Annotated in this window: 22 protein-coding genes and 3 tRNA genes; 9 read left to right on the forward strand and 16 right to left on the reverse strand. The window is 65.1% G+C overall.

The features are described from left to right. Positions 1-119 precede the first annotated feature (119 nt). On the forward strand, positions 120-2,444 hold the full coding sequence (locus tag PM1_RS20160; protein ID WP_009623403.1) for a hybrid sensor histidine kinase/response regulator: 2,325 nt from the start codon (positions 120-122) through the stop codon (positions 2,442-2,444). Between the two features lie 13 nt (positions 2,445-2,457). Here PM1_RS20160 and PM1_RS20165 read toward each other — a convergent pair whose 3' ends face one another. The 3 genes from PM1_RS20165 to msrB form a co-directional block, all read right to left on the reverse strand. Then, the gene (locus PM1_RS20165; RefSeq protein ID WP_009623404.1) at positions 2,458-2,925 is read right to left on the reverse strand and encodes a MarR family winged helix-turn-helix transcriptional regulator; all 468 of its coding nucleotides are present in this window, start codon (positions 2,923-2,925) and stop codon (positions 2,458-2,460) included. Beyond that, on the reverse strand, positions 2,922-3,407 hold the full coding sequence (locus PM1_RS20170; protein ID WP_009623405.1) for a glutathione peroxidase: 486 nt from the start codon (positions 3,405-3,407) through the stop codon (positions 2,922-2,924). Before PM1_RS20170 ends, PM1_RS20165 begins: the two co-directional genes overlap by 4 nt. Positions 3,408-3,517: 110 nt before the next feature. After that, a complete protein-coding gene (gene msrB / locus PM1_RS20175) occupies positions 3,518-3,919 on the reverse strand; it encodes a peptide-methionine (R)-S-oxide reductase MsrB (RefSeq protein WP_009623407.1) in 402 nt (133 codons plus the stop codon). 302 nt (positions 3,920-4,221) lie between these two features. Here msrB and PM1_RS20180 point away from each other — a divergent pair, with 302 nt between their 5' ends. The 3 genes from PM1_RS20180 to htpX all read left to right on the forward strand — a co-directional run bounded on the left by PM1_RS20180 (position 4,222) and on the right by htpX (position 6,914). Beyond that, on the forward strand, positions 4,222-5,433 hold the full coding sequence (locus PM1_RS20180; RefSeq protein WP_009623409.1) for a pyridoxal phosphate-dependent aminotransferase: 1,212 nt from the start codon (positions 4,222-4,224) through the stop codon (positions 5,431-5,433). Between the two features lie 2 nt (positions 5,434-5,435). Further along, the gene (locus PM1_RS20185; protein ID WP_009623411.1) at positions 5,436-5,882 is read left to right on the forward strand and encodes a hypothetical protein; all 447 of its coding nucleotides are present in this window, start codon (positions 5,436-5,438) and stop codon (positions 5,880-5,882) included. 144 nt (positions 5,883-6,026) lie between these two features. Next, on the forward strand, positions 6,027-6,914 hold the full coding sequence (gene htpX, locus PM1_RS20190; RefSeq protein ID WP_009623413.1) for a protease HtpX: 888 nt from the start codon (positions 6,027-6,029) through the stop codon (positions 6,912-6,914). A gap of 36 nt (positions 6,915-6,950) precedes the next feature. Here htpX and PM1_RS20195 read toward each other — a convergent pair whose 3' ends face one another. After that, positions 6,951-7,604 (reverse strand): thiopurine S-methyltransferase, encoded by a 654-nt coding sequence (locus tag PM1_RS20195; RefSeq protein WP_009623415.1) that lies wholly within the window; start codon positions 7,602-7,604, stop codon positions 6,951-6,953. A gap of 98 nt (positions 7,605-7,702) precedes the next feature. Then, a complete protein-coding gene (locus PM1_RS20200) occupies positions 7,703-7,894 on the reverse strand; it encodes a hypothetical protein (RefSeq protein ID WP_009623417.1) in 192 nt (63 codons plus the stop codon). Between the two features lie 339 nt (positions 7,895-8,233). On the opposite strand from PM1_RS20200, the gene PM1_RS20205 reads away from it, so the two are divergent. Further along, positions 8,234-9,004 (forward strand): DODA-type extradiol aromatic ring-opening family dioxygenase, encoded by a 771-nt coding sequence (locus PM1_RS20205; RefSeq protein WP_009623430.1) that lies wholly within the window; start codon positions 8,234-8,236, stop codon positions 9,002-9,004. 416 nt (positions 9,005-9,420) lie between these two features. Here the strand turns inward: PM1_RS20205 and PM1_RS20210 are convergent, their stop codons facing one another. From PM1_RS20210 to PM1_RS20250, 9 genes are all read right to left on the reverse strand, one after another. Next, a complete protein-coding gene (locus PM1_RS20210; RefSeq protein ID WP_009623432.1) occupies positions 9,421-11,298 on the reverse strand; it encodes a SurA N-terminal domain-containing protein in 1,878 nt (625 codons plus the stop codon). Between the two features lie 229 nt (positions 11,299-11,527). After that, a complete protein-coding gene (gene hupB, locus PM1_RS20215; protein ID WP_003087931.1) occupies positions 11,528-11,800 on the reverse strand; it encodes a nucleoid-associated protein HU-beta in 273 nt (90 codons plus the stop codon). 136 nt (positions 11,801-11,936) lie between these two features. Beyond that, positions 11,937-14,333 carry an endopeptidase La gene (lon, locus tag PM1_RS20220; protein ID WP_009623456.1) on the reverse strand — a complete coding sequence of 799 codons (2,397 nt, stop codon included), beginning with the start codon at positions 14,331-14,333 and terminating at the stop codon, positions 11,937-11,939. Positions 14,334-14,467: 134 nt separating this feature from the next. Continuing rightward, on the reverse strand, positions 14,468-15,748 hold the full coding sequence (clpX, locus tag PM1_RS20225) for an ATP-dependent Clp protease ATP-binding subunit ClpX (RefSeq protein ID WP_009623458.1): 1,281 nt from the start codon (positions 15,746-15,748) through the stop codon (positions 14,468-14,470). A 107-nt stretch (positions 15,749-15,855) separates the two neighbouring features. Continuing rightward, positions 15,856-16,494, reverse strand: a complete 639-nt coding sequence (clpP, locus tag PM1_RS20230) for an ATP-dependent Clp endopeptidase proteolytic subunit ClpP (protein WP_009623460.1) — start codon at positions 16,492-16,494, stop codon at positions 15,856-15,858. A gap of 91 nt (positions 16,495-16,585) precedes the next feature. Then, positions 16,586-17,896, reverse strand: a complete 1,311-nt coding sequence (gene tig, locus PM1_RS20235; RefSeq protein ID WP_009623462.1) for a trigger factor — start codon at positions 17,894-17,896, stop codon at positions 16,586-16,588. Between the two features lie 142 nt (positions 17,897-18,038). Further along, positions 18,039-18,123 (reverse strand) — tRNA-Leu (locus PM1_RS20240). Positions 18,124-18,175: 52 nt separating this feature from the next. Continuing rightward, positions 18,176-18,251, reverse strand: a tRNA-His gene (locus PM1_RS20245). 29 nt (positions 18,252-18,280) lie between these two features. Further along, positions 18,281-18,357 (reverse strand) — tRNA-Arg (locus PM1_RS20250). Between the two features lie 264 nt (positions 18,358-18,621). Here PM1_RS20250 and folD point away from each other — a divergent pair. Beyond that, positions 18,622-19,476 carry a bifunctional methylenetetrahydrofolate dehydrogenase/methenyltetrahydrofolate cyclohydrolase FolD gene (folD, locus tag PM1_RS20255; protein WP_009623464.1) on the forward strand — a complete coding sequence of 285 codons (855 nt, stop codon included), beginning with the start codon at positions 18,622-18,624 and terminating at the stop codon, positions 19,474-19,476. A 613-nt stretch (positions 19,477-20,089) separates the two neighbouring features. Here the strand turns inward: folD and cysS are convergent. Together cysS and PM1_RS20265 are read right to left on the reverse strand one after the other, a co-directional pair. Continuing rightward, positions 20,090-21,475, reverse strand: coding sequence for a cysteine--tRNA ligase (gene cysS, locus PM1_RS20260; protein WP_009623465.1), 1,386 nt, complete (start codon positions 21,473-21,475; stop codon positions 20,090-20,092). Continuing rightward, the gene (locus PM1_RS20265) at positions 21,476-23,158 is read right to left on the reverse strand and encodes a glutamine--tRNA ligase/YqeY domain fusion protein (RefSeq protein WP_009623467.1); all 1,683 of its coding nucleotides are present in this window, start codon (positions 23,156-23,158) and stop codon (positions 21,476-21,478) included. It lies immediately after the preceding gene. A 123-nt stretch (positions 23,159-23,281) separates the two neighbouring features. Between PM1_RS20265 and PM1_RS20270 the strand changes: the two genes are divergently transcribed. The 3 genes from PM1_RS20270 (at position 23,282) to PM1_RS20280 (ending at position 24,807) form a co-directional block, all read left to right on the forward strand. After that, positions 23,282-23,776, forward strand: coding sequence for a peptidylprolyl isomerase (locus PM1_RS20270; RefSeq protein WP_009623469.1), 495 nt, complete (start codon positions 23,282-23,284; stop codon positions 23,774-23,776). Between the two features lie 4 nt (positions 23,777-23,780). Further along, the gene (gene lpxH, locus PM1_RS20275; protein ID WP_009623471.1) at positions 23,781-24,524 is read left to right on the forward strand and encodes a UDP-2,3-diacylglucosamine diphosphatase; all 744 of its coding nucleotides are present in this window, start codon (positions 23,781-23,783) and stop codon (positions 24,522-24,524) included. 73 nt (positions 24,525-24,597) lie between these two features. Further along, entirely contained in the window at positions 24,598-24,807 is a 210-nt protein-coding gene (locus PM1_RS20280; RefSeq protein WP_009623473.1) for a YgdI/YgdR family lipoprotein, read from the forward strand. Positions 24,808-24,888: the final 81 nt, after the last annotated feature.

A 24,888-nucleotide genomic window follows, 5' to 3' on the forward strand; every position in this document is an offset into this window, starting at 1 on the left:
GCGTAGCGACGCTGTCGTTCGGTCATGTCACATGGATGGCATCGCCTCTGCCGACAGCCTGCCGGCTTGGGCTATGCTACGCGCCTGGAAAGCATTCTCGAGGCGAAGTACCGCACCTCATGGATATTGCGCTCACCCATCGCCTCTCGTTCAAGCAGGCCAGCCTGACGGTGCTGGTCGCCTTCATCCTCGGCACCCTGCTCAGCCTCATCCAGGTGGGCGTCGATTATGCCAGCCAGGACGCCTCCATCAACCGCGAAGTACGCGCCCTGCTGGACGTCAGCCACAACCCGGCGGCGCGCATCGCCTACAACATAGACGCCGAACTGGCCCAGGAACTGGTGGTCGGCCTGCTGCGCTCGCCGGCGGTGATCCGCGCAGAGATCATCGACAGCGCCGACGTGGCCCTGGCCAGCGCCGGCCGGGCGCCGGCGGAAAGCAACCTGCGCCCGCTCAGCGACTTCCTCTTCGGGCACATGCGCGTCTACGAGGAACCGCTGTATATAGAGCACCAGCCCGGGGAGTCCCTCGGCGTGCTGCGCCTGGAGATCGACACCTTCGTCTTCGGCAACGACTTCCTGCGCCGCGCCGGCATGACGCTGCTCTCCGGCTTCGTCCGCAGCCTGCTGCTGTCGCTGATCCTCCTGGTGCTGTTCTACGGCCTGCTGACCAAGCCGCTGGTGAGCCTGATCGAAGTGCTCGCCCGCCACGACCCGCGTTCGCCCACACGCCTGCGCCTGCCCTGCCCCCACGGCCACGAGCGCGACGAGATCGGCGTGCTGGTGGAGGTGACCAACCGCCAGCTCAGCCACATCGCCGTGGAGATGGAGCAGCGCCGCGAGGCCGAGGACCGCCTGACCCGCTACCTGGCCGAGCTGGAAAACATAGTGGCGGCGCGCACCGCCGAGCTGAAGGCGGCCAACGCCCGCCTGACGCAATCCAACCAGCAACTGGAGCGCGCCCGCCTCAACGCCCTGGACATGGCCCAGGCCCGCGCCACCTTCCTGGCCAACATGAGCCACGAGATCCGCACCCCGCTCAACGGCCTGCTGGGCATGCTCGGCCTGGCCCTGGACGGCCCGCTGAGCCCGGAGCAGCGCCAGCAGCTGTCCATCGCCCACGACTCGGGCAAGGTGCTGGTGGACCTGCTCAACGACGTGCTCGACCTGTCCAAGTTCGAGTCCGGCCAGCTGGAGCTGGAGAAGATTCCCTTCGACCTCGCCACCCTGGTGGAGGACACCGCCAGCCTGCTGTCGCAGAACGCCGCCCCGGCGGTGGAGCTGACCTGCCTGGTCAGCCCCGACTTGCCGGCGCAGCTGGAAGGCGACCCGACGCGGGTGCGGCAGATCGTCAGCAACCTGCTCTCCAATGCCCTCAAGTTCACCCGCCTGGGCCGCGTCGACCTGCGCGTCGAGCCCTGGGAGGACGGCGTGCGCATCAGCGTCCGCGACACCGGCATCGGCATCGCCGCCGACGCCCTGCAGCGCATCTTCCAGCCCTTCACCCAGGCCGACGCCGGCATTACCCGCCAGTTCGGCGGCACCGGCCTGGGCCTGGCGCTGACGCGCAAGCTGTGCGAGGCCATGCAGGGCGAGCTGAGCGTCAGCTCGCAACCGGGCCTGGGCAGCGAGTTCGCCGCGACCCTGCCGCTGCCCGCCCTGGACCCCGCGCAGGCGCTGGAGCCCCTGAGCGGCAAGGTGGTGGCGCAATGCCCGGCCGGCAGCGGTCTGGCTGAACTATTGCAGACCTGGCTGCCACGCTGGGGCCTGGACTACCGGCGCCTGGACACCGACGCCAGCCTGCTGGGCGTGGAGCTGGACGTGCTGGTGTCCGACTGCCCGGACTGCCTGGTCGGCCTGCGCCAGCACCTCAAGGACCGCCCGGTGCTGCTGGTCACTGCCTATGGCAGCTTCGTCGAGGCCGAACTGGCGCAGCAGTTGGCGCCCCTGCGCCAGTTGGCCCGCCCGCTCAGCCGCGCCACCCTGCACCAGGCCCTGCAGCAGGCCCTCCGCCGCCCGGCCATACAGCCCCAGCGGCAGTTGCCGGGCGAGGCCCCGGAGCAGTTCGCCGCGCGGGTGCTGCTGGTGGAAGACAACCCGGTCAACCAACTGGTGGCCCGGGGCCTGTTGCAGAAGCTCGGCTGCCGGGTGCGGGTCGCCGCCGATGGCCAGGAGGCCCTGGATGCCCTGGCCGAGGAAGACTTCGAGCTGGTGCTGATGGACTGCAACATGCCGGTGATGGACGGCTACGAGGCGACCCGCCGGATCCGCCAGCAGCCGCGCTGGAAGGACCTGCCGGTAATCGCCCTGACCGCCAACGCCTTGCCCGACGAACGCGAGCGCTGCCGCCTGGCCGGCATGGACGACTACCTGGCCAAGCCCTTCCACCGCGACGAGATGGCGGCGATGCTGGAGCGCTGGGCGCAGCCCCGGCTGGATGCCTGAGGCCGGCGGCGCCTTACGGCTCCAGCGCCAGCAGTTGCCCGAGCAGGTCGTCCAGGCGTCCGCGCAGCTCATCCATCGCATTGAGGTCCAGGCCGCGGGCACACAGCAGCGCCTCGCGCAGCGGCGCCACCTTCTCGCGCAAGGCGATGCCCTCCCCGCTCAGGCCCAGGTGCACCTCGCGCTCGTCCTGCCGCGCCCGCCGGCGCTGCACCAGGCCGAGCTGCTCCAGGCGCTTGAGCAGCGGCGTCAGGGTGCCGGAGTCGAGCATCAGGCGCTCGCCCAGGGCCTTCACCGTCGGCTGCGCGGGCGGTTTGTCCTGCCATTCCCACAGCACCAGCATCACCAGGTACTGCGGGTAGGTCAGGCCGAGCGCTTCGAGCATCGGCCGGTAGCCGCGGATGATCGCCCGCGAGGCGGCGTACAGGCGGAAGCACAGCTGGTTGTCCAGCAGCAGCGCCTGTTCCGGTTCGCGGCGGCTCATCGCAGCAGCGCTTCGATCTCGGCGGTGAGCTCCTCCGGCTTGGTCAGCGGGGCGAAGCGCTTGACCTGGCTGCCGTCGCGGCTGACCAGGAACTTGGTGAAGTTCCACTTGATGCCCTGGCTGCCCAGCACGCCCGGCGCGCGCTTCTTCAACTGCACGTAGAGCGGGTGGGCGCCGGCGCCGTTGACGTCGATCTTCTTGAACAGCGGGAAGCTGACGCCGAAGTTCAGCTCGCAGAACTGCGAGATCTCGCCTTCGTCGCCCGGCTCCTGCTTGCCGAACTGGTTGCAGGGGAAGCCCAGCACCACCAGGCCCTTGTCGCGGTACTTCTCCCACAGCGCCTCCAGGCCCTTGTACTGCGGGGTGAAGCCACACTGGCTGGCGGTGTTCACCACCAGCAGGGCCTTGCCGCCGAAATCGGCCAGGGTCTTCTGCTCGCCCTTGATGGTCGTGCAGGGGATATCCAGCAATGCGTCGCTCATGGAACCGGCTCCAGGAAAGTGGGAGCGATCAAGATAGCTCGCAATTAAATTGCACACAATTTATTTACATCGAAAAAAGGCCCGCCGACGACCGGCGGGCCTTGCGTCACTCAAGCCTCGTCGCGCGGCACCAGCTTCAGCGACGCCGAGTTGATGCAGTAGCGCAGCCCGGTCGGCCGCGGCCCGTCGGGGAACACGTGGCCCAGGTGGGCTTCGCAGGCGGCGCAGCGCACCTCGATGCGGTGCATGCCATGGCTGAAGTCTTCCAGCTCGGCGATGGCATCCTTGGACACCGGCTGGAAGTAGCTCGGCCAGCCGCTGCCGGAATCGTACTTGGCGTCCGAGTCGAACAACGCCGCGCCGCAGCACACGCAGTGGTAGATGCCGGGGGTCTTGGTAGCGTAGTACTCGCCGGTGAAGGCACGCTCGGTCCCACCCAGGCGGCAGATGTGGAACTGCTGTTCGTCGAGCTCCTCGCGCCAGCTTTCCAGGGGCTTCTCGATCTTTTCCATCGCTGTACCTCGCAAGCTTGAAAAAAGCCCGTCCGCGCCCTTTCGCGGGAAACGGGCCGCACGTATGATGCGTGACGTCATCGTTGGATGCAGAATCTGCCGCACAAGGGATCATCGACGATAAAAAAGCCTTTTTATGGGCTTTTTTTCGTTCGTTTCTCCGTCAACCAGGCATTTTTTCAGTTTTACCGCCAGGACGCGCGACATTCCGCACCTCGTATAGACGCCAGTCTGTCACCCGCGTTACAGCCTGCCAAGCCAGGGCCGGAGCGCGGGAACCTTCATTTCGGGAACGCCACATCATGCAGGTCAGCAAATCGAACAAGCTCGCCAACGTCTGCTACGACATCCGCGGGCCGGTGCTCAAGCACGCCAAACGCCTGGAAGAGGAAGGCCATCGCATCCTCAAGCTGAACATCGGCAACCCGGCGCCGTTCGGTTTCGAAGCCCCTGACGAGATTCTCCAGGACGTCATCCGCAACCTGCCCACGGCCCAGGGCTACAGCGACTCCAAGGGCCTGTTCAGCGCGCGCAAGGCGGTGATGCAGTACTACCAGCAGAAGCAGGTGGAAGGCGTCGGCATCGAGGACATCTACCTGGGCAACGGCGTTTCCGAGCTGATCGTCATGGCCCTGCAGGCGCTGCTCAACAACGGCGACGAGGTGCTGATCCCCGCGCCCGACTACCCGCTGTGGACCGCCTCGGTGTCGCTGGCCGGCGGCAAGCCGGTGCATTACCTGTGCGACGAGCAGTCCAACTGGTTCCCCGACATCGCCGACATGAAAGCGAAGATCACCAGCAACACCAAGGCGCTGGTGCTGATCAACCCGAACAACCCCACCGGCGCGGTCTACTCGAAGGAAGTGCTGCTGGACATCGTCGAACTGGCGCGCCAGCACAACCTGGTGATCTTCTCCGACGAGATCTACGACAAGATCCTCTACGACGAGGCCGTGCACATCTCCACCGCCTCCCTGGCGCCGGACGTGCTGTGCCTGACCTTCAATGGCCTGTCCAAGGCCTACCGGGTGGCCGGCTTCCGCTCCGGCTGGATCGCCATCTCCGGGCCCAAGCACAAGGCGCAGAGCTACATCGAGGGCCTGGACATCCTGGCCAACATGCGCCTGTGCGCCAACGTGCCGAGCCAGCACGCCATCCAGACCGCCCTGGGCGGCTACCAGAGCATCAACGACCTGGTGCTGCCCGGCGGCCGCCTGCTGGAACAGCGCAACCGCGCCTGGGAACTGCTCAACGACATCCCCGGGGTCAGCTGCGTCAAGCCCATGGGCGCGCTCTACGCCTTCCCGCGCATCGACCCGAAGGTCTGCCCGATCCACAACGACGAGAAGTTCGTCCTCGACCTGCTGCTTTCCGAAAAGCTGCTGATCGTCCAGGGCACCGCCTTCAACTGGCCCTGGCCGGACCATTTCCGCGTGGTCACCCTGCCCCGCGTCGACGACCTGGAGCAGGCCATCGGGCGCATCGGCAACTTCCTCGGCAGCTATCGTCAGTAACCATGGACCTGCAGATCGACGACTTCTACAAGGACGCCGCCGCCGGGATGCTCCTGCTCTACCAGGCCTTCCCGCGCAAGATCGCCCTGTACGTGGAAGACCTCATCGGCCGCGAGGAGCATGACGAGTTCGGCCTGCCCAGCAAGCGTCACCAGGCCTGCCTGGGCGCGCTGCTGTGGCTGGCCGAGGAAGGCTACCTGCGCTACGACAGCTGCATCCGCCACGAAGCCCTGGACCAGGCCGTGCTCAGCGAAAAAGGCTTCCTGCGCCTGAGCCGCGCCCTGCCCCGCGGCAGCGATGACGACGCGCAGCTGCCCGCCAGCGTGCGACGCCAGCAGGCCACCCTCGCGCAGCAACTGCGCGACGCGCTGGCCGATGCGCACAGCGAACGCATCTCGCGCCTGGCCCGGCTACTCTTCGAATGTGCTGGCGTGGAAAAAGAGACATAGTTTGAAATAGTCCCCACGTTGAATCGCCTAGGGGCCGACCGTATATACCCCGCATAATCCAGCCCGGCCCCGGAGCGCGCACGCCCGGGGCACCGGCGCGCCCCTGCGCGCCGTGCGCCCAAGTCGCGAGGAGAAGTCTTACCCATGATGCGCATCCTGCTGTTCCTGGCCACCAACCTGGCGGTCGTGCTCGTCGCCAGCATCACCCTGAGCCTGCTCGGCTTCAACGGGGTCATGGCCGCCAACGGCGTCGACCTCAACCTGCAAGCGCTGCTGGTCTACTGTGCCGTCTTCGGCTTCGCCGGCTCGATCATCTCGCTGTTCCTGTCCAAGTGGATGGCCAAGACCACCACCGGCACGGAAATCATCAGCCAGCCGCGCACCCGCCACGAGCAGTGGCTGCTGCAGACCGTCGAGCAGCTCTCGCGCGAAGCCGGCATCAAGATGCCCGAGGTGGGGATCTTCCCGGCCTACGAGGCCAACGCCTTCGCCACCGGCTGGAACCGCAACGACGCCCTGGTGGCCGTCAGCCAGGGCCTGCTCGAGCGCTTCTCGCCGGACGAGGTGCGCGCGGTGCTCGCCCATGAGATCGGTCACGTGGCCAATGGCGACATGGTCACCCTGGCGCTGATCCAGGGCGTGGTGAACACCTTCGTCATGTTCTTCGCGCGCATCTTCGGCAACTTCGTCGACAAGGCGGTGTTCAAGACCGAGGAAGGCCGCGGCCCGGCCTACTACATCGCGACCATAGTCGCGGAACTGGTGCTGGGCATCCTCGCCAGCATCATCGTCATGTGGTTCTCGCGCCGCCGCGAGTTCCGCGCCGACGCCGCCGGCGCCCACCTGGCCGGCAGCAATGCGATGATCGCCGCGCTGCAGCGCCTGCGCGCCGAGCAGGGCGTGCCGGTGCACATGCCCGACAGCCTGACCGCCTTCGGCATCAACGGCGGCCTCAAGCACGGCCTCGCCGGCCTGTTCATGAGCCACCCGCCGCTGGAAGAACGCATCGAGGCGCTGCGCAACGCGCGCTGATGAAACAAGGGCGGCCCCAGGGCCGCCCTTCTTCTTTCAGTCCCGGTGCAGCCGGAACACCACTTCTTCCAGGCGCTTCACCCCGCGGTCGAGGAACTTCCAGTTCTCGCCCAGCACATCCAGGCGCTCCAGCTCCACGACCTGCCACTGCGCGAAGCGCTCCCTCACTTCATCCGCCGGCACCGCGAACGGCGGCCCGGACATCTGCTCCTGGGGGTATTCCAGGGTGACCAGCAGGCCATCCAGCGGTCGCGGCAGGATGGTGGACAGGTGCCGCGCGTAGTCCTCGCGCATGTCCGGCGGCAAGGCAATGAGCGCGGCACGGTCGTAGAGCGCCTGGCAATCGGCCAGGTGTTCGGCCGTCAGGTCGAAGAAGTCGCCCTGGAGGATTTCCACGGCGCCATGCCGATAACAGCACAGCGCGCCGCGCTGCTCCACCTCGGGTTGCCAGCCCTGTTCGGCGAAGAAATCCTTCACCGCACGCTCGGCCAGCTCCACCCCCAGCACCCGGTAGCCCTGCTCCGCCAGCCAGACCAGGTCGCGCGACTTGCCGCACAGCGGCACCAGCACGCGCGCGCCCCTTGGCAGGGCCAGCGCCGGCCAGTGACGAACGAGGTAGGGGTTGACCTCGGCGAGGTGGAAACCGATTTCGTTGCGCGACCAGCGCGCCTGCCAGAAGTCTTCGTGCATGGGCTCCATTCCTGCTGCGGTGCAGGCCGGATTGCCTGCACGGAATCGGCGGAGCGGCTCCGCCGGATGCCCATGATCGCCCAGCCGGGCGTCTGCCGCTAGCGACCGCGCAGCAACGCCGGCCGCAGCGGCCAGTGCAGCCAGCCATGGCGCTCGGCCTGCTCGCGCTGCTCGACCACCCCCAGGCTCACCCGCCCCGCGCGGATGCGGCGGACGATGAGTTCGGTACCGTCGTCGAGCACGAAACGATCGCCTTCCCGAAGGATCAGCTCTTGCCTGAAGGCTTGCATGGATGGAACCTCGAACGCTGGAAACGACGACTGCACCGCGGGGCGCGAATTATCCTCACCCCCGCCCCTCAGCCAAAGAGACGCAAGCCGCAACTTGCTGTGGCTCTTTTCCGAGAATAGATGGCTTTGCGACGCAGCCGGCAAAAACGCCTCGACCCCGTCACAGTCGAGAGCGACCACTGGTATTGGAGCGGCCACTGGCCATCCAGGTTCCGCCCGACCGTCGCTTCGCGGCACAGCTTGATGGCATCGAATTAACGGATTGTTATGGTCGAAAACCCATACTGGATTTCGATCTATCCCAGCGGGAACATAACGCCATTCCCCTGGAGGTGTTCCATGCTCCCCACCCTGTTCATATCCCACGGCTCCCCCATGCTGGCGCTGGAACCCGGTGCCAGCGCGGCGCCTCTCCAGCGCCTGGCCGCCGAGCTGCCCCGGCCGAAGGCGATCCTGGTGGTATCGGCGCACTGGGAAACGCCGGACCTGCGCGTCACCGCCAATCCCCGGCCGGAGACCTGGCACGACTTCTACGGCTTCCCCCGCGCCCTCTACGAGGTCCAGTACCCAGCGCCCGGCGCCCCGGAGCTGGCCCAACGCGTCGTCGAACTGCTGGCCAGCCAGAACATCCCGGCCAGCCTGGACGCCGAGCGGCCACTGGACCACGGCGCCTGGGTGCCGCTGAGCCTGATGTACCCGGCCGCGGACATCCCGGTGCTGCAGCTGTCGCTGCCCAGCCGCCTCGGTCCGCGCCTGCAGGACCATGTCGGCAAGGCCCTGCGCCAGTTGCGCGAGGAAGGCATCCTGCTCATCGGCTCGGGCAGCATCACCCACAACCTCGGCGAACTGGACTGGCACGCCGGCCCCGAGGTGGTCGAACCCTGGGCCCGGGCCTTCCGCGACTGGATCGTCGAGAAGCTGGCGCGCAACGACGAAGCCGCGCTTTTCGATTATCGCCAGCAGGCGCCGTCGGCAACGCGAAACCACCCCAGCGACGAACACCTGCTGCCGCTGTACTTCGCCCGCGGCGCCGGCGGCCCCGCCATGCACGTCGAGCACGCTGGCTTCACCCTGGGCGCCCTGGGCATGGACATCTACCGCTTCGGCTGAGGCTCGCCACGAAGGGAAGGATGAGGCAGTCCATGCGGCCATGGCGATGGGTATCGCTTCGCTCAACCCATCCTACGTAGCGGCCCCGTAGGGCGCATAACGCTGCGGCGTTATCCACCAATCGAGATCGACTTACGGGTGAGAATGCCGGGCCTCAAGGCACCCTGTAGGAGCGGGCCCTGCCCGCGATTTCGCGCGCAGGGCGCGCTCCTACAATTGAAATCGCGTGGGTGGGGCAGCGTAGGAGCGGATCTCATCCGCGAATCGCGCCGGGGGTTCTGGCTATCGCGGACAAGGTCCGCTCCTACGTTGCAGACGAGCACGGCTAGCGCCTACATGGGATGGCGTCGGTATGCGGCGGATACGAAAAAGGCGGAGCAGGTCACCCTGCTCCGCCTTTTCTCACAGCCGATGGATCAGTACTTCTCGACCTCGGCCTTGTCGCTCAGTTGGCGACGGAAGGCGGCGAAGTCTTCCTGGCCGCTGCGCGAGGCGAGGAACTGGCGATACATGGCCTTCTCCTGGTCGCTCAGGGTGGCGCTCGGCTCGCTGACGCCGTTCAGGCGGATCAGCACGTAGTCGCCATTGCCCAGGGTCACGCCGGCGAAGGTCGGTTGCTCGGCCTTGGCCGGGCGCGCCATGCGGAACACTTCCTGGAGCAGCTGCGGATCGACGCCGTCCTGGCCACGGGAAGCGGCCTCCACCACTTTCCAGGTCTGGCCGCTCTGGGCCTGGGCCAGCGGCGTCTTGCCGTCGCGCAGGCCTGCCAGCAGGGCTTCGCCCTGTGCCTTGGCGGCATCGGCGGCATGCTGGCGCTGCAGCACTTCGCGGATGGAAGCGGTGACTTCCTCCAGGGTCTGCTGCTGCGGCTTGTGGTGCTCCTTGACGCGCAGCACCACCACGGTGTCCGGATCCAGCTCGATGGCGCCACTGTTGGCGCCATCCTCCAGCACCTCGGTGCTGAAGGCAGCCTGGACGACCTGGCGGTTGGCGGCGACGCCCTCGCCGCCCTCGCGGCCGAAGGGCTTGCTGGTCTCGACCTTCAGGCCCAGTTCCTGGGCCGGTTGGGCCAGGTCGGAGGCTTCGTAGGCAGAGCTTTCCAGCTGCTTGGTGGCGTCGACGAAGCGCTGCTCCACCAGTTGGCTCTTCAGGTCCTGTTCCAGCTTCGGCTTCAGGCTGGCGAAGCTCGGGACTTCCGGCGCCTGCACGCCCAGCAGCTTGATCAGGTGCCAGCCGTACTGGGTACGCACCGGCTCGGACACATCGCCCTTGGCCTTCAGGCCGTAGAGCGCATCCTCGAAGGCCGGGTCGTAGACGCCACGGCCGGCATAGCCCAGGTCACCGCCATTGTTGGCGGAGCCGACGTCGTTGGATTCCTCCTTGGCCAGCTTGGCGAAGTCCTCGCCCTTGGCCAGGCGCGCCTTGATCTCTTCGATCTTGGCCTTGGCCTGGGCATCGGTCTGCTTGGCGTTGACCTCGACGAGAATGTGCGCGGCGTCGCGCTGCTCGGAGAGACCGGCGATTTCCTTCTGGTACTGGGCCTGCAGGTCCTCGTCCTTGGCGACGACCTGGTTGAAGAAGGACGACTTCTTCAGCTCGATGTAGTCGATCACCACCTGGTCCGGGCTCATGAACTCGGCCTTGTGGGCATCGTAGTAGGCCTTGATGTCGGCGTCCTCGACCTTGGCCTTGGACGGATCGGCCTTGAAGGTCAGGGTGGCGAAGTCGCGGGTCTGCTTCTCCAGGCGGGCGAAGGCCTGCAGTTCGTTGTCGGTGACGAAGCCGGAACCGGCGATGCCGGCGCGCAGTTGGCCGATGAGCATTTCCTGCTCGAGCATCTGGCGGAACTGCATGCGGGTGTAGCCGTTCTGGCGCAGCGCCTGGTCGAACTTGTCGGCGTTGAACTTGCCGTCGACCAGGAATTCGGGAGTCTGCAGGATCAGTTGGTCGACCTGCTGCTGGGTGAAGGCGAACTTGTCGTTCTGTGCGGCCTGGAGCAGCAGCTTGCGCTCGATCAGGCCCTTGAGTGCGGCGTCCTTGAGCAGCTTGTCGTCCAGGGTCGAGGCGTCGAAGTCCTTGCCCAGGCGCTGCTGCAGCTGGCGGCGCTGCATTTCCTGAGCCTGCTGCAGCTCGGGGATGCTGATGTCATCGCCATTGACCTTGGCAGCGACATTCTCATGATGGGTAGCCCGGATGATGGCATCGAAACCGGTCAGCGCCATCAGCACGACGATGACACCGATGATGGTCTTGGCGATCCAGCCCTGGGAATTGTCCCTGATGTTTTGCAGCATGCGGCCCCCAAAAGCGGCCACGCACCTGCCGTCAGTGGCGGCGAGGCGTGGGTATTTAATATGCGGATATGAGAAAGGCGCATCCGAGGATGCGCCTTCTCGCAACTGGCGGAGCTAGCGGGCCAGGCCCGCGACCCCCGGCGATGCGGGATGGTAACCCATCCCGAGCGCCGCTCCGCGGCCGATCCGACGCTAGGCCGGACCGGACAGGTCAAGTCCAGAAAGACGCTTAGTTGACAGCATCCTTCAGGGCTTTACCGGCTTTGAAGCCCGGGATCTTAGCGGCAGCGATCTTGATCGGCTTGCCGGTTTGCGGGTTGCGACCGGTGCGGGCAGCACGCTCTTTGACAGCGAAGGTGCCGAAGCCAACCAGTACGACGGAGTCACCCGCCTTCAGGGCGCCAGTGACGGACTCGATTACCGCGTCCAGAGCGCGACCGGCAACAGCTTTCGGGATATCAGCAGATGCGGCAATTGCATCGATCAGTTCCGACTTGTTCACTCTAAGTCCCCTTATTTCTGTTGAGTATGTTTCTATGTGTTAGGTGTAAGCAAAAGCAGGTGCTGGTTTGCCAACTGACAAAGCAAGTGCCGCTTTATAACAAGGGCCCAAAAACAGTGTCAAGAAAGCCCCCCGGCTAATGCGTGCTGATTCGCTCCTTGGAATCAGACTCGCGTTTTTCATCCTTTGCAACCATCTCGGGAGCCGCATCGGGCAAGGGCTCCGGCGTGTATTGCAGCGCAATTTGCAGGACCTCGTCAATCCATTTAACCGGTTTAATAACGAGATCTGCCTTAATGTTATCCGGAATTTCCTTGAGATCACGGACATTTTCTTCCGGGATGATCACGGTTTTGATTCCCCCGCGGTGGGCCGCCAGAAGTTTTTCCTTGAGCCCGCCGATGGCCAGCACCTGGCCGCGCAGGGTGATCTCGCCGGTCATGGCGACGTCCGCGCGCACCGGGATCTGGGTGATCGCCGAGACCAGCGCGGTGCACATGCCGATGCCGGCGCTGGGGCCGTCCTTGGGCGTGGCGCCTTCCGGGACGTGGATATGGATATCGTGTTTTTCGTGGAAGTCCGCCGGAATTCCCAGACTTTTCGCACGGCTACGCACGACGGTCAGCGCAGCGGTGATGGACTCCGCCATCACGTCGCCCAGCGAACCGGTCTTGGTCAGCGCGCCCTTGCCGGGGACGATGGCCGACTCGATGGTCAGCAGTTCGCCGCCCACCTGGGTCCAGGCCAGCCCGGTGACCTGGCCGATCTGGTCCTGCTGCTCGGCAAGGCCGTAACGGAACTTGCGCACGCCCAGGTAGTTCTCCAGGGTCTCGGTGGTGACCTTGGCCTCGATGCGCTTGGCCCTGGCCCCCTCCTTCACCGCCTTGCGGCAGACCTTGGCGATCTGCCGCTCCAGGCTGCGCACGCCCGCCTCGCGGGTGTAGTAGCGGATGATGTCGCGGATGGCCGCTTCGTCGAAGGTCAGCTCGCCCTTCTTGAGACCATTGGCCGCAGTCTGCTTCGGTACAAGATATTTCGAGGCGATGTTGACCTTCTCGTCCTCGGTGTAGCCCGGCAGGCGGATGACTTCCATGCGGTCCAGCAGCGGCGCCGGGATGTTCATGGAGTTGGCGGTGCAGAGGAACATCACGTCCGAGAGGTCGTAGTCGACTTCCAGGTAGTGGTCGTTGAAGTTGTGGTTCTGCTCCGGGTCCAGCACCTCCAGCAGCGCCGAGGCCGGGTCGCCGCGCATGTCGCTGCCCATCTTGTCGATCTCGTCGAGCAGGAACAGCGGGTTGCGCACGCCCACCTTGGTCATCTTCTGGATCAGACGGCCGGGCATGGAACCGATGTAGGTGCGGCGGTGGCCGCGGATCTCGGCCTCGTCACGCACGCCGCCCAGGGCCATGCGCACGAACTTGCGGTTGGTGGCGCGGGCGATGGACTCGGCCAGCGAGGTCTTGCCCACGCCGGGCGGGCCGACCAGGCAGAGCACCGGGCCCTTGACCTTCTTCACACGCTTCTGCACGGCGAGGTATTCGAGGATGCGTTCCTTGACCTCTTCCAGGCCGTAGTGGTCGGTGTCGAGAATGTCCTCGGCCTTGTCCAGGTCGTGGCGCACCTTGCTCTCGGCCTTCCACGGCACGTTCACCAGCCAGTCGATGTACGAGCGCACCACGGTGGCCTCGGCGGACATCGGCGACATCTGCTTGAGCTTGTTCAGCTCGGCATTGGCCTTGGCCAGCGCCTCCTTGGTCAGGCCGGCGGCGTCGATGCGCTTCTTCAGCTCCTCGACCTCGTTGTGGCCCTCGTCGATGTCGCCCAGTTCCTTCTGGATGGCCTTCATCTGCTCGTTCAGGTAGTACTCGCGCTGGCTGCGCTCCATCTGCTTCTTCACGCGGCCGCGGATGCGCTTCTCGACCTGCAGCAGGTCGATCTCGGCATCCAGCATGGCCAGCACGTGCTCGACGCGGGCGGCCAGCTCGGTGATTTCGAGGATTTCCTGCTTCTGCTCGATCTTCAGGGCCATGTGCGCGGCCATGGTGTCGACCAGGCGGCCCGGCTCGTCGATGCTGTTCAGCGACGACAGCACTTCGGCCGGGACCTTCTTGCCCAGTTGCACGTACTGCTCGAACTGGCTCAGCAGGCTGCGGATGAAGACCTCGGACTCGCGCTCGCCGACCGGCGCCTCGTCGATGATCGACACTTCGGCGCGGCAATGGGCGTCCTCGTCGATGAAACGCTCGACATGGCCGCGCTGCTCGCCTTCCACCAGGACCTTCACGGTGCCGTCGGGCAGCTTCAGCAGCTGCAGCACGGTGGCCACGGTGCCCATGCGGTACAGGCCGTCTTCGCCCGGGTCGTCGTCGGCGGGGTTCTTCTGCGCCAGCAGGAGGATCTGCTTGTCGCTGGTCATCGCGGCCTCCAGGGCCTCGATGGATTTCTCGCGCCCCACGAACAGGGGGATGACCATGTGCGGATAGACCACTACGTCACGCAGGGGAAGCAGGGGCAACTCGACGAGTGTTTTCATGATATTCGGCTCTACAGCGGCACTTGGCCAAAAAAGATGGGGTTAGACCCTTGGACCTAAGATGGGGTTAGGCCAGGGAAAAAACAAGCGCGGTAGACGGGAAGGAAAAAGGGGGCCCGAAGGCCCCCTTTTCTTTATGCCTCAGGCGCAGCCTTGGCAGGCTGCTCGCTGTTCTCGTAGATCAGCAGTGGCTGGGACGAGCCGTCGATGACGCTCTCGTCGATGACCACCTTGCTGACCTCGGTCTGCGAGGGGATTTCGTACATGGTGTCGAGCAGGATGCCTTCGAGGATCGAACGCAGGCCACGGGCGCCGGTCTTGCGCTCCAGGGCCCTGCGGGCGACGGCCTTGAGGGCGTCCGGGCGGAACTCCAGGTCCACGCCTTCCATCTCGAACAGCCGGGCGTACTGCTTGGTGAGGGCGTTCTTCGGCTCGGTGAGGATCTGCATCAGCGCCGCCTCGTCGAGCTCGTCGAGGGTGGCGATGATCGGCAGGCGGCCGACGAACTCCGGGATCAGGCCGAACTTGACCAAGTCTTCGGGCTCCACTTCGCGCAGGGCCTCGCCGACCTTCTTGCCCATCTCCTGGCTGCGCACTTCGGCGCTGAAGCCGATGCCGCCCTTGGTGGAACGGTTCTGGATGACCTTTTCCAGGCCGGCGAACGCGCCACCGCAGATGAACAGGATGTTGCGGGTATCGACCTGCAGGAACTCCTGCTGCGGGTGCTTGCGGCCGCCCTGGGGCGGAACCGAGGCGACGGTGCCCTCGATCAGCTTCAGCAGGGCCTGCTGCACGCCTTCGCCGGACACGTCACGGGTGATGGACGGGTTGTCCGACTTGCGCGAGATCTTGTCGATCTCGTCGATGTAGACGATGCCCATCTGGGCCTTCTCTACGTCGTAGTCGCACTTCTGCAGCAGCTTCTGGATGATGTTCTCGACGTCCTCGCCCACGTAACCGGCTTCGGTCAGGGTGGTGGCGTCGGCGATGGTGAAAGGCACGTTCAGCAGGCGCGCGAGGGTCTCGGCGAGCAGCGTCTTGCCCGAGCCGGTCGGCCCGATCAGCAGGATGTTGCTCTTGCCCAGCTCGACGTCGTCCTTGCGGTCGCGCTGATTCAGGCGCTTGTAGTGGTTGTAGACCGCTACCGCCAGGGTTTTCTTGGCACGTTCCTGGCCGATCACGTATTGATCGAGGATGGAACGGATCTCTTTCGGCGCCGGAAGCTTGTGCGCGCTACTCTCCGCCTGTGCTTCCTGCACCTCCTCGCGGATGATGTCGTTGCACAGGTCGACGCACTCGTCGCAGATAAAGACCGAGGGGCCGGCAATCAACTTGCGCACTTCGTGCTGGCTCTTGCCGCAGAAGGAGCAATACAGCAGCTTGCCGTTGTCCTCGCCGTTGCGGGTGTCAGTCATTAGATCGTTCCAGTCGGATAGGGCTTGAAACACAAGATGAAGGCAAATGCGGGCATTTTCAAGCCCGCGAAACGGCCGGTCGCCCGGCCGCGTTCGAGCGGAAAGACTCAGGCGGCCGAGGGGCGCTGAGTGTAAACCTGATCGATCAGACCATATTGCACCGCTTCCTCGCCGCTCATGAAGCGGTCGCGGTCGGTGTCGCGGGCGATGACGTCCAGCGGCTGGCCGGTGTGGTGCGCCAGCACCTGGTTCAGGCGCTCCTTGATGAAGAGGATTTCCTTGGCGTGGATCTCGATGTCCGAGGCCTGGCCCTGGAAGCCGCCCAGCGGCTGGTGGATCATCATCCGCGAGTGCGGCAGGCAGTAGCGCTTGCCGGCGGCGCCGCCCGCCAGGAGCAGCGCGCCCATGCTGCAGGCCTGGCCGACGCAGATGGTCGACACGTCCGGCTTGATGAACTGCATGGTGTCGTAGATGGACATGCCGGCAGTCACCGAACCGCCCGGCGAGTTGATGTACAGGTGGATGTCCTTGTCCGGGTTCTCGGCTTCGAGGAACAGCAGCTGGGCCACCACCAGGTTGGCCATGTAGTCCTCGACCTGGCCGACCAGGAAGATGATCCGCTCCTTCAGCAGGCGCGAATAGATGTCGTAGGAACGCTCACCGCGGGCGGACTGCTCCACCACCATCGGCACAAGGCCACCGGCGGCCTGGATGTTCGGAACTTGCGGCATGAAGGTATTCGGCATGTCCGACGATCACTCCCTAATGAAATAGATATGTCTCAAAGACATAAGCCAGCCCGAGGGCTGGCTTATGACGATCGAACGAAGGGTTGGATCAGGCCGCCACAGGAGCTTCAGCAGGCTTGACCGCGTCTTCGTAGGATACCTGCTTATCGGTCACTTTGGCCTTCTGCAGGACAGTATCTACAACTTGTTCTTCCAGTACAACCGAGCGCACTTCGTTCAGTTGCTGGTCGTTCTTGTAGTACCAGGCGACCACTTGCTCGGGCTCCTGGTAGGCCGAAGCCATCTCTTCGATCATCTCGCGAACGCGGGCTTCGTCGGCCTTCAGCTCGTGCTGCTTGACCAGCTCGGCGACGATCAGGCCCAGGACCACGCGGCGCTTGGCCTGCTCTTCGAACAGCTCGGCCGGCAGTTGCTCGGGCTTGATGTTGCCGCCGAACTGCTGGACGGCCTGCACGCGCAGACGGTTCACTTCGTTGCCGATCAGGGCCTTGGGCACTTCGATCGGGTTGGCGGCCACCAGACCTTCCATCACCTGGTTCTTCACCTTGGACTTGATGGCCTGGCGCAGTTCGCGCTCCATGTTCTTGCGAACTTCGGCGCGGAAGCCTTCCAGGGTGCTTTCCTTGATGCCGAACAGGGCGAAGAACTCTTCGGTCAGCTCCGGCAGCTTGGGCTCGCTGACAGTGTTCACGGTGACGGTGAACTCGGCGGCCTTGCCGGCCAGGTCGAGGTTCTGGTAGTCCTCGGGGAAGCTCAGGTTGAGCACGCGCTCTTCACCGGCCTTGGCGCCGACCAGGCCTTCTTCGAAGCCCGGGATCATGCGGCCGGAGCCCAGCACCAGCAGGGTGCCCTTGGCCGAACCGCCGGCGAAGGCTTCGCCGTCGATCTTGCCGACGAAGTCGATGTTCACCTGGTCGTCGTTCTGCGCGGCGCGCTCGACGGCCTCGAAGCGGGTGTTCTGCTTGCGCAGGATTTCCAGCATGTTGTCGACGTCGGCGTCGGCCACGTCGGCCTGCAGGCGCTCGACCTCGATGCCGTCGAAGCCGGCGACCTGGAATTCCGGGAAGACTTCGAAGGTGGCCACGTATTCCAGGCCCTTCTCCTTCTCGAACACTTTCGGCTCGACGGACGGAGCGCCAGCCGGGTTCAGCTTCTGCTCGACCACGGCTTCGTAGAAGGTTTCCTGGATCAGGTCACCGAGGGCTTCCTGACGAGCGGCGGCTTCGTAGCGCTGGCGGATCACGCTCATCGGCACCTTGCCGGGACGGAAGCCGGGAACCTTGGCGCGACGAGCGGTCTGCTGCAGACGCTTGTTGACTTCGGTCTCGATGCGCTCGGCCGGCACGCCAACGGTCATGCGGCGCTCAAGAGCGGAGGTGCTTTCAACGGAAACTTGCATGGATATTCCTCGTGGCACAGACGTAAGCCGGTCCTTCCGGCTCCCAGAATCAAGGGCAAGCATTCTAGTCACAAGAAATGCAGAAGTCACCCAGGCTGAAAGCGGCGGAAATACTCGGGCTGCGAGAGCTTCTGGAAAAGAATGGTGCGGACGGAGAGACTCGAACTCTCACAGCTTGCGCCACCGGAACCTAAATCCGGCGTGTCTACCAATTTCACCACGTCCGCAGGGAACCGCAGAAACGAAAACGCCAGGCTCTGGGCCTGGCGCTTCGGAATATGGGGTGGACGATGGGAATCGAACCCACGACACCAGGAGCCACAATCCTGTGCTCTACCAACTGAGCTACGCCCACCATATTACATGCTTCACCGAACGCCAGTATGGCGCACCCGGCAGGACTCGAACCTGCGACCATCCGCTTAGAAGGCGGATGCTCTATCCAGCTGAGCTACGGGCGCTTTAGTGGCTGCAACCCTTGCTAAGCAGATCAGTGGAAACCACTGAACCGGTTTGCACTGCCTTGGCTTTCTTGCTTCAGGCTGTGCTCGGCAAGCGGGGCGCATGTTAGCGACGAGCCCTACCCTCGTCAACGGTTTTTTCAAAAAAATTTCAAAGAGATAAAGGAGTTACGGCAAATCGGGGACGGCCCGCCTTTGCCTTATGTGGACGGCGTGCGAAAATGCGCGTCCTTTTTTCCCCGTCTCTATGGTTGCTCCTCCGACATGACCGCAAAACTGATCGACGGCAAAGCGATCGCCGCCAGCCTCCGCCAGCAGATAGCCCAACGCGTCGCCGAGCGCCGCCAGCAGGGGCTGCGCATTCCCGGCCTGGCGGTGATCCTGGTCGGCAGCGATCCAGCTTCCCAAGTCTACGTCGCGCACAAGCGCAAGGACTGCGAGGAAGTGGGCTTCCTGTCCCAGGCCTACGACCTGCCGGAAAGCACCACCCAGGAAGAACTGCTGGGCCTGATCGACCGCCTCAACGCCGACCCGGCGATCGACGGCATCCTGGTCCAGCTGCCCCTGCCCGCCCACCTCGACGCCTCGCAGCTGCTGGAGCGCATCAACCCGGACAAGGACGTGGACGGCTTCCACCCGTTCAACGTCGGCCGCCTGGCCCAGCGCATCCCGCTGCTGCGCCCGTGCACCCCGAAAGGCATCATGACCCTGCTGCAAAGCACCGGCGCCGACCTGTACGGCATGGACGCGGTGGTGGTGGGCGCCTCCAACATCGTCGGCCGCCCCATGGCCCTGGAGCTGCTGCTGGCCGGCTGCACCGTGACCGTCACCCACCGCTTCACCCGCGACCTGGCCGACCACGTGCGCCGCGCCGACCTGGTGGTGGTGGCCGCCGGCAAGCCGGGCCTGGTCAAGGGCGAGTGGATCAAGGAAGGCGCCATCGTCATCGACGTGGGCATCAACCGCCAGGCCGACGGCCGGCTGGTGGGCGACGTGGAATACGAAGTGGCGGCCGAGCGCGCCAGCTGGATCACCCCGGTGCCGGGCGGCGTAGGCCCGATGACCCGCGCGTGCCTGCTGGAGAACACCCTGTACGCTGCGGAAGAGCTGCACGCGTAACAGCCTTGCTCCAGCAAAAAAAGGCCGCATCTGCGGCCTTTTTTTCATGGCGCGCCCAGGCCCTGCCTGCGATTCGCGCGCAGGGCGCGCTCCTACATGGGAATGGAGCGGTGGGGCAGCGTAGGAGCGGATCTCATCCGCGAATCGCGCCGGAACGTCCGGCTATCGCGGACAAGGTCCGCTACGTTGCAGCCCGTAGGATGGGTCGAGCGAAGCGATACCCATCGCCGTGACCGCATGGGTTTCGCCAAGGCTCAACCCATCCTACGAAAAGCGCTTCGGTGCAACCGGCAAGACAATTGCTCCTACGGTTCCAGGAAGCACGGCTTTTCGTAGGATGGCGTTGAGCGAAGCGATACCCATCACCACGGCAGCATGGGTTTCGCCAAGGCTCAACCCATCCTACGAAAAGCGCTTCGGTGCAGTCGGCAAGACAGTTGCTCCTACGGCTCCAGGAAGCATGGCTTTTCGTAGGATGGCGTTGAGCGAAGCGATACCCATCACCACGGCAGCATGGGTATCGCAAGCTCAACCCATCCTACGAAGAGCTCCTCGGCGCAATCGGCAGAAAAAAAGGCCGCATCGGCGGCCTTCTTTCCTTATCAGCGGTGGATCACTCGGCCAAACGCCAGGTGGTGCCACCCTTGCCGTCTTCCAGAACCACGCCCATGGCGGTCAGCTCGTCGCGGATGCGGTCCGACTCGGCCCAGTTCTTCGCCGCGCGGGCTTCCAGGCGGGCCTGGATCAGCGCTTCCACCTGGGCGGCGTCGACCTTGCCGGCGGCGCCGGCCTGGAGGAAGGCGTCCGGCTCCAGTTGCAGCACGCCGAGCAGGCCAGCCAATTCGCGGAGCTTGGCAGCCAGGGCTGCCGCAGCCTGCAGGTCGGCTTCACGCAGGCGGTTCACTTCGCGAGCCATCTCGAACAGCACGGCGACGGCCTCGGGGGTATTGAAGTCATCGTCCATTGCCGCTGCGAAACGCTCGGCGAAGGCTTCGCCACCGGCCGCCTCGACCTCGGGCAGGCCGCGCAGCGCGGTGTAGAAGCGTTCCAGCGCGCCCTTGGCTTCCTTGAGGTTGTCCTCGGAGTAGTTGATCGGGCTGCGGTAGTGGCTGGACACCAGCAGGAAGCGCACCACCTCGGGGTGGTACTTCTCCAGCACCTCGCGGATGGTGAAGAAGTTGCCCAGGGACTTGGACATCTTCTCGCCGTCCACGCGCACCGCGCCGGCGTGCATCCAGGTGGCGGCGTAGGGCTTGCCGGTGGCCGCCTCGCTCTGGGCGATCTCGTTCTCGTGGTGCGGGAACACCAGGTCCGGGCCGCCGCCGTGGATGTCGAAGGTCTCGCCCAGGCAGCAGGTGGACATCACCGAGCACTCGATGTGCCAGCCCGGGCGCCCGGCGCCCCAGGGCGATTCCCAGCTCGGCTCGCCCGGCTTGGCCGCCTTCCACAGCACGAAGTCCAGCGGGTCTTCCTTGGATTCGTCGACCTCGATGCGCGCGCCGATGCGCAGGTCTTCGATCTTCTTGCGCGACAGCTTGCCGTAGCCGACGAACTTGCCGACGCGGTAGTAGACGTCGCCGTTGCCCGGGGCGTAGGCGAAGCCCTTATCGATCAGCGTCTGGATCATCGCGTGCATGCCGGCGATGTGGCCGGTGGCGCGCGGCTCGATGTCCGGGCGCAGCACCGACAGGCGCGCCTCGTCCTCGTGCATCGCGGCGATCATGCGTTCGGTCAGGGCGTCGAAGGGCTCGCCGTTCTCCTGGGCGCGACGGATGATCTTGTCGTCGATGTCGGTGATGTTGCGCACGTAGGTCAGCTCATAGCCGCGCTGGCGCAGCCAGCGGGCGATGACGTCGAAGGCGACCATGACGCGGGCGTGGCCGATGTGGCAGAAGTCGTACACGGTCATGCCGCACACGTACATGCGCACCTGGTTGCCGACCAGCGGCTGGAACGGCTCCTTGGCCTTGCTCAGGGTGTTGTAGACGGAAAGCGCCATTTACTGCCCCCAGGAATCGCGCAGGGTCACGGTGCGGTTGAAGACCAGGGCGCCGGCCTTGGAATCCTTGCTGTCGGCGCAGAAGTAGCCTTCGCGCTCGAACTGGAAGCGCTCCTCGGCGCCGGCGCTGGCCAGCGACGGCTCGGCGCGGCAACCCTTGAGCACCACCAGGGAATCGGGGTTGATGTTGTCGAGGAAGCTGCCGCCCTCTTCGGACTTTTCCGGGTTGGCCGAGCGGAACAGGCGGTCGTACAGGCGCACTTCGCACTCCACGCTCTCGGCGGCCGGCACCCAGTGGATCACGCCCTTGACCTTGCGGCCTTCCGGGTTCTTGCCCAGGGTGTTCTCGTCGTAGCTGCAGCGCAGTTCGACGATGTTGCCGGCGGCGTCCTTGATGGCTTCGTCGGCGCGGATCACGTAGCTGCCGCGCAGGCGCACTTCGCCACCGGGGACCAGGCGCTTGTAGCCGGCCGGCGGGACTTCCTCGAAGTCGCCGGCGTCGATGTAGATCTCGCGGCTGAACGGCAGCACGCGCACGCCCATGTCCTGCTTCGGATGGCGCGGCAGTTCGAGGTTCTCGACCTGGCCTTCGGGGTAGTTGGTGATGACCACCTTCAGCGGCTTGAGCACGCACATGGCGCGCGCGGCGTTGGCGTCCAGGTCGTCGCGGATGGCGAACTCCAGCATGCCGATGTCCACCACGCCGCCGGCGCGGTTGACGCCGATCATGTCGCAGAAGTTGCGGATCGAGGCCGGGGTGTAGCCGCGGCGGCGGTAGCCGGAGAGGGTCGACATGCGCGGGTCGTCCCAGCCGTCCACGTGGCCTTCGTCGACCAGTTGCTTGAGCTTGCGCTTGCTGGTGATGGTGTAGTTCAGGTTCAGCCGGGCGAACTCGTACTGGCGCGGCTGCGCCGGCACCGGCAGGTTGGCCAGGAACCACTCGTACAGCGGGCGATGGTCCTCGAACTCCAGGGTGCAGATGGAGTGGGTGATGCCCTCGATGGCGTCCGACTGGCCGTGGGTGAAGTCGTAGCTGGGGTAGATGCACCACTTGTCGCCGGTCTGGTGGTGATGGGCGTGGCGGATGCGGTAGAGGATCGGGTCGCGCAGGTTGATGTTCGGCGAGGCCATGTCGATCTTCGCCCGCAGCGACTTGGCGCCGTCGGGGAACTCGCCGGCCTTCATCCGCGCGAACAGGTCGAGGTTCTCTTCCACCGAGCGCTCGCGGAACGGGCTGTTCCTGCCCGGCTCGGTCAGGCTGCCGCGGTATTCGCGCATTTCCTCGGCATTGAGGTCGCAGACGAAAGCCTTGCCGGCCTTGATCAGATCCACCGCCCAGGCGTGCAGCTGGTCGAAATAGTCGGAGGCGAAGCGCACCGGGCCGGCCCACTGGAAGCCCAGCCACTTCACGTCAGCCTCGATGGCGTCGATGTATTCCTGGTCTTCCTTCGCCGGGTTGGTGTCGTCGAAGCGCAGGTGGCAGTCGCCGCCGAAGTCACGGGCCAGGCCGAAGTTCAGGCAGATCGACTTGGCGTGGCCGATGTGCAGGTAGCCGTTGGGCTCCGGCGGGAAGCGGGTGACGATCTTCTGGTGCTTGCCGCTGTCCAGGTCTGCCTGGACGATGGGGCGCAGGAAGTTGGCGGCGACAGTGGCTTCTTTCGAATCGGCGGTGGGCTTGCTCATGGTGTCCTTGATCGTTACTGACGTTCGGCCAGGGTAGGCCGGCCAAACCAAAGCGCTTATCATAGCCGAAGCTGTCAACCCCCTGACAGGCCTTCGATTTTCCCGACAGAGTGGAATCCCCTCATGATCAAGCTGCACACCAACCATGGCGTCATCACCCTGGAACTCTTCGAAGACAAGGCCCCAGAGACCGTGGCCAACTTCAAGGAGTACGTGAAGAGCGGTCATTACGACAACACCATCTTCCACCGCGTGATCAACAACTTCATGATCCAGGGCGGCGGTTTCGAACCGGGCATGAAGCAGAAGAGCACCCGCGCCCCGATCAAGAACGAGGCCAACAACGGCGTCGGCAACAAGGTCGGCACCGTCGCCATGGCCCGCACCATGGAGCCGCATTCGGCCAGCGCGCAGTTCTTCATCAACGTCGCCGACAACGACTTCCTCAACCACAGCGCGCCGACCGTGCAGGGCTGGGGCTACTGCGTGTTCGGCCAGGTGGTCGATGGCATGGACGTGGTCAACAAGATCAAGGGCGTGGCCACCACCATGCGCGCCGGCCACCAGGACGTGCCCAGCGAAGACGTGATCATCGAGAAGGCCGAGATCGTCGAGTGAGTCGATGAGCGTCCTGTTCATCTCGGACCTGCATCTGGAAGCCGAACGCCCGGACATCACCCGGGCGTTCTTGCATTTCCTCCGCAGCCGCGCCCGCCAGGCCGAAGCGCTCTATATCCTCGGCGACTTCTTCGAGGCCTGGATCGGCGACGACGGCATGGACGAGTTCCAGCATTCCATCGCCCGCGCCCTGCGCGAACTGGCCGACAGCGGCACGCGCATCTACCTGATGCACGGCAACCGCGACTTCCTGATCGGCAAGGCGTTCTGCCGCGAAGCCGGCTGCACCCTGCTGCGCGACCCCAGCGTGATCCGCCTGAACGGCGAGAAGGTGCTGCTGATGCACGGCGACAGCCTGTGCACCCTGGACGTCGGCTACATGAAGCTGCGCCGTTGGCTGCGCAACCCGGTCTCGCTGTTCATCCTGCGCAACCTGCCGCTTTCCAGGCGCCACCAGCTGGCGCGCAAGCTGCGCAAGGAAAGCCGCGCGCAGACGCGCATGAAGGCCAGCGAGATCATCGACGTGACGCCGGACGAGGTGCTCAAGGTCATGCGCCAGCATGGCGTGCGCACACTGATCCACGGCCACACCCATCGCCCGGCGGTGCACAAGTTGCAGCTCGACGGCCAGCCGGCCCGGCGCATCGTCCTCGGCGACTGGGACCGTCAAGGCTGGGCCCTGCAGGCCGACGCCAACGGCCTGCACCAGGCGCCCTTCAGTCTCGAAGCGGAGCCGTCCGGCCACTGACGCGGATCAACTTCATGGCCCCGGGCCAGCAGCTATGCTCAATGCATCCATAGCCGCATCGTCCGGGATCGCCATGAAAAAACACCTGCTGCTCGCCGCTTGCCTGCTCGCCCTCGCCGGTTGCTCCAGCGAATACATCATCAGCACTGCCGATGGGCAGATGATCACTACCGACAACAAGCCGAAGCTGGACAAGGCCAGCGGGATGATTCGCTTCGAGGATTCCGAGGGCAGGGAGCAGATGATTCCGCAGTCGCAGATTCGGCAGATCATCGAGCGCTGAGGGGGGATTGGAGGGGTAAGCGGGCTTGCTCGCCAACCCTCCTGGCCCTACGCACCAATCGCCACCCCGTCATTCCCGCGA

Origin of the sequence: Pseudomonas sp. M1, from assembly GCF_022760135.1 — a bacterium.
Classification (GTDB): domain Bacteria; phylum Pseudomonadota; class Gammaproteobacteria; order Pseudomonadales; family Pseudomonadaceae; genus Pseudomonas; species Pseudomonas citronellolis.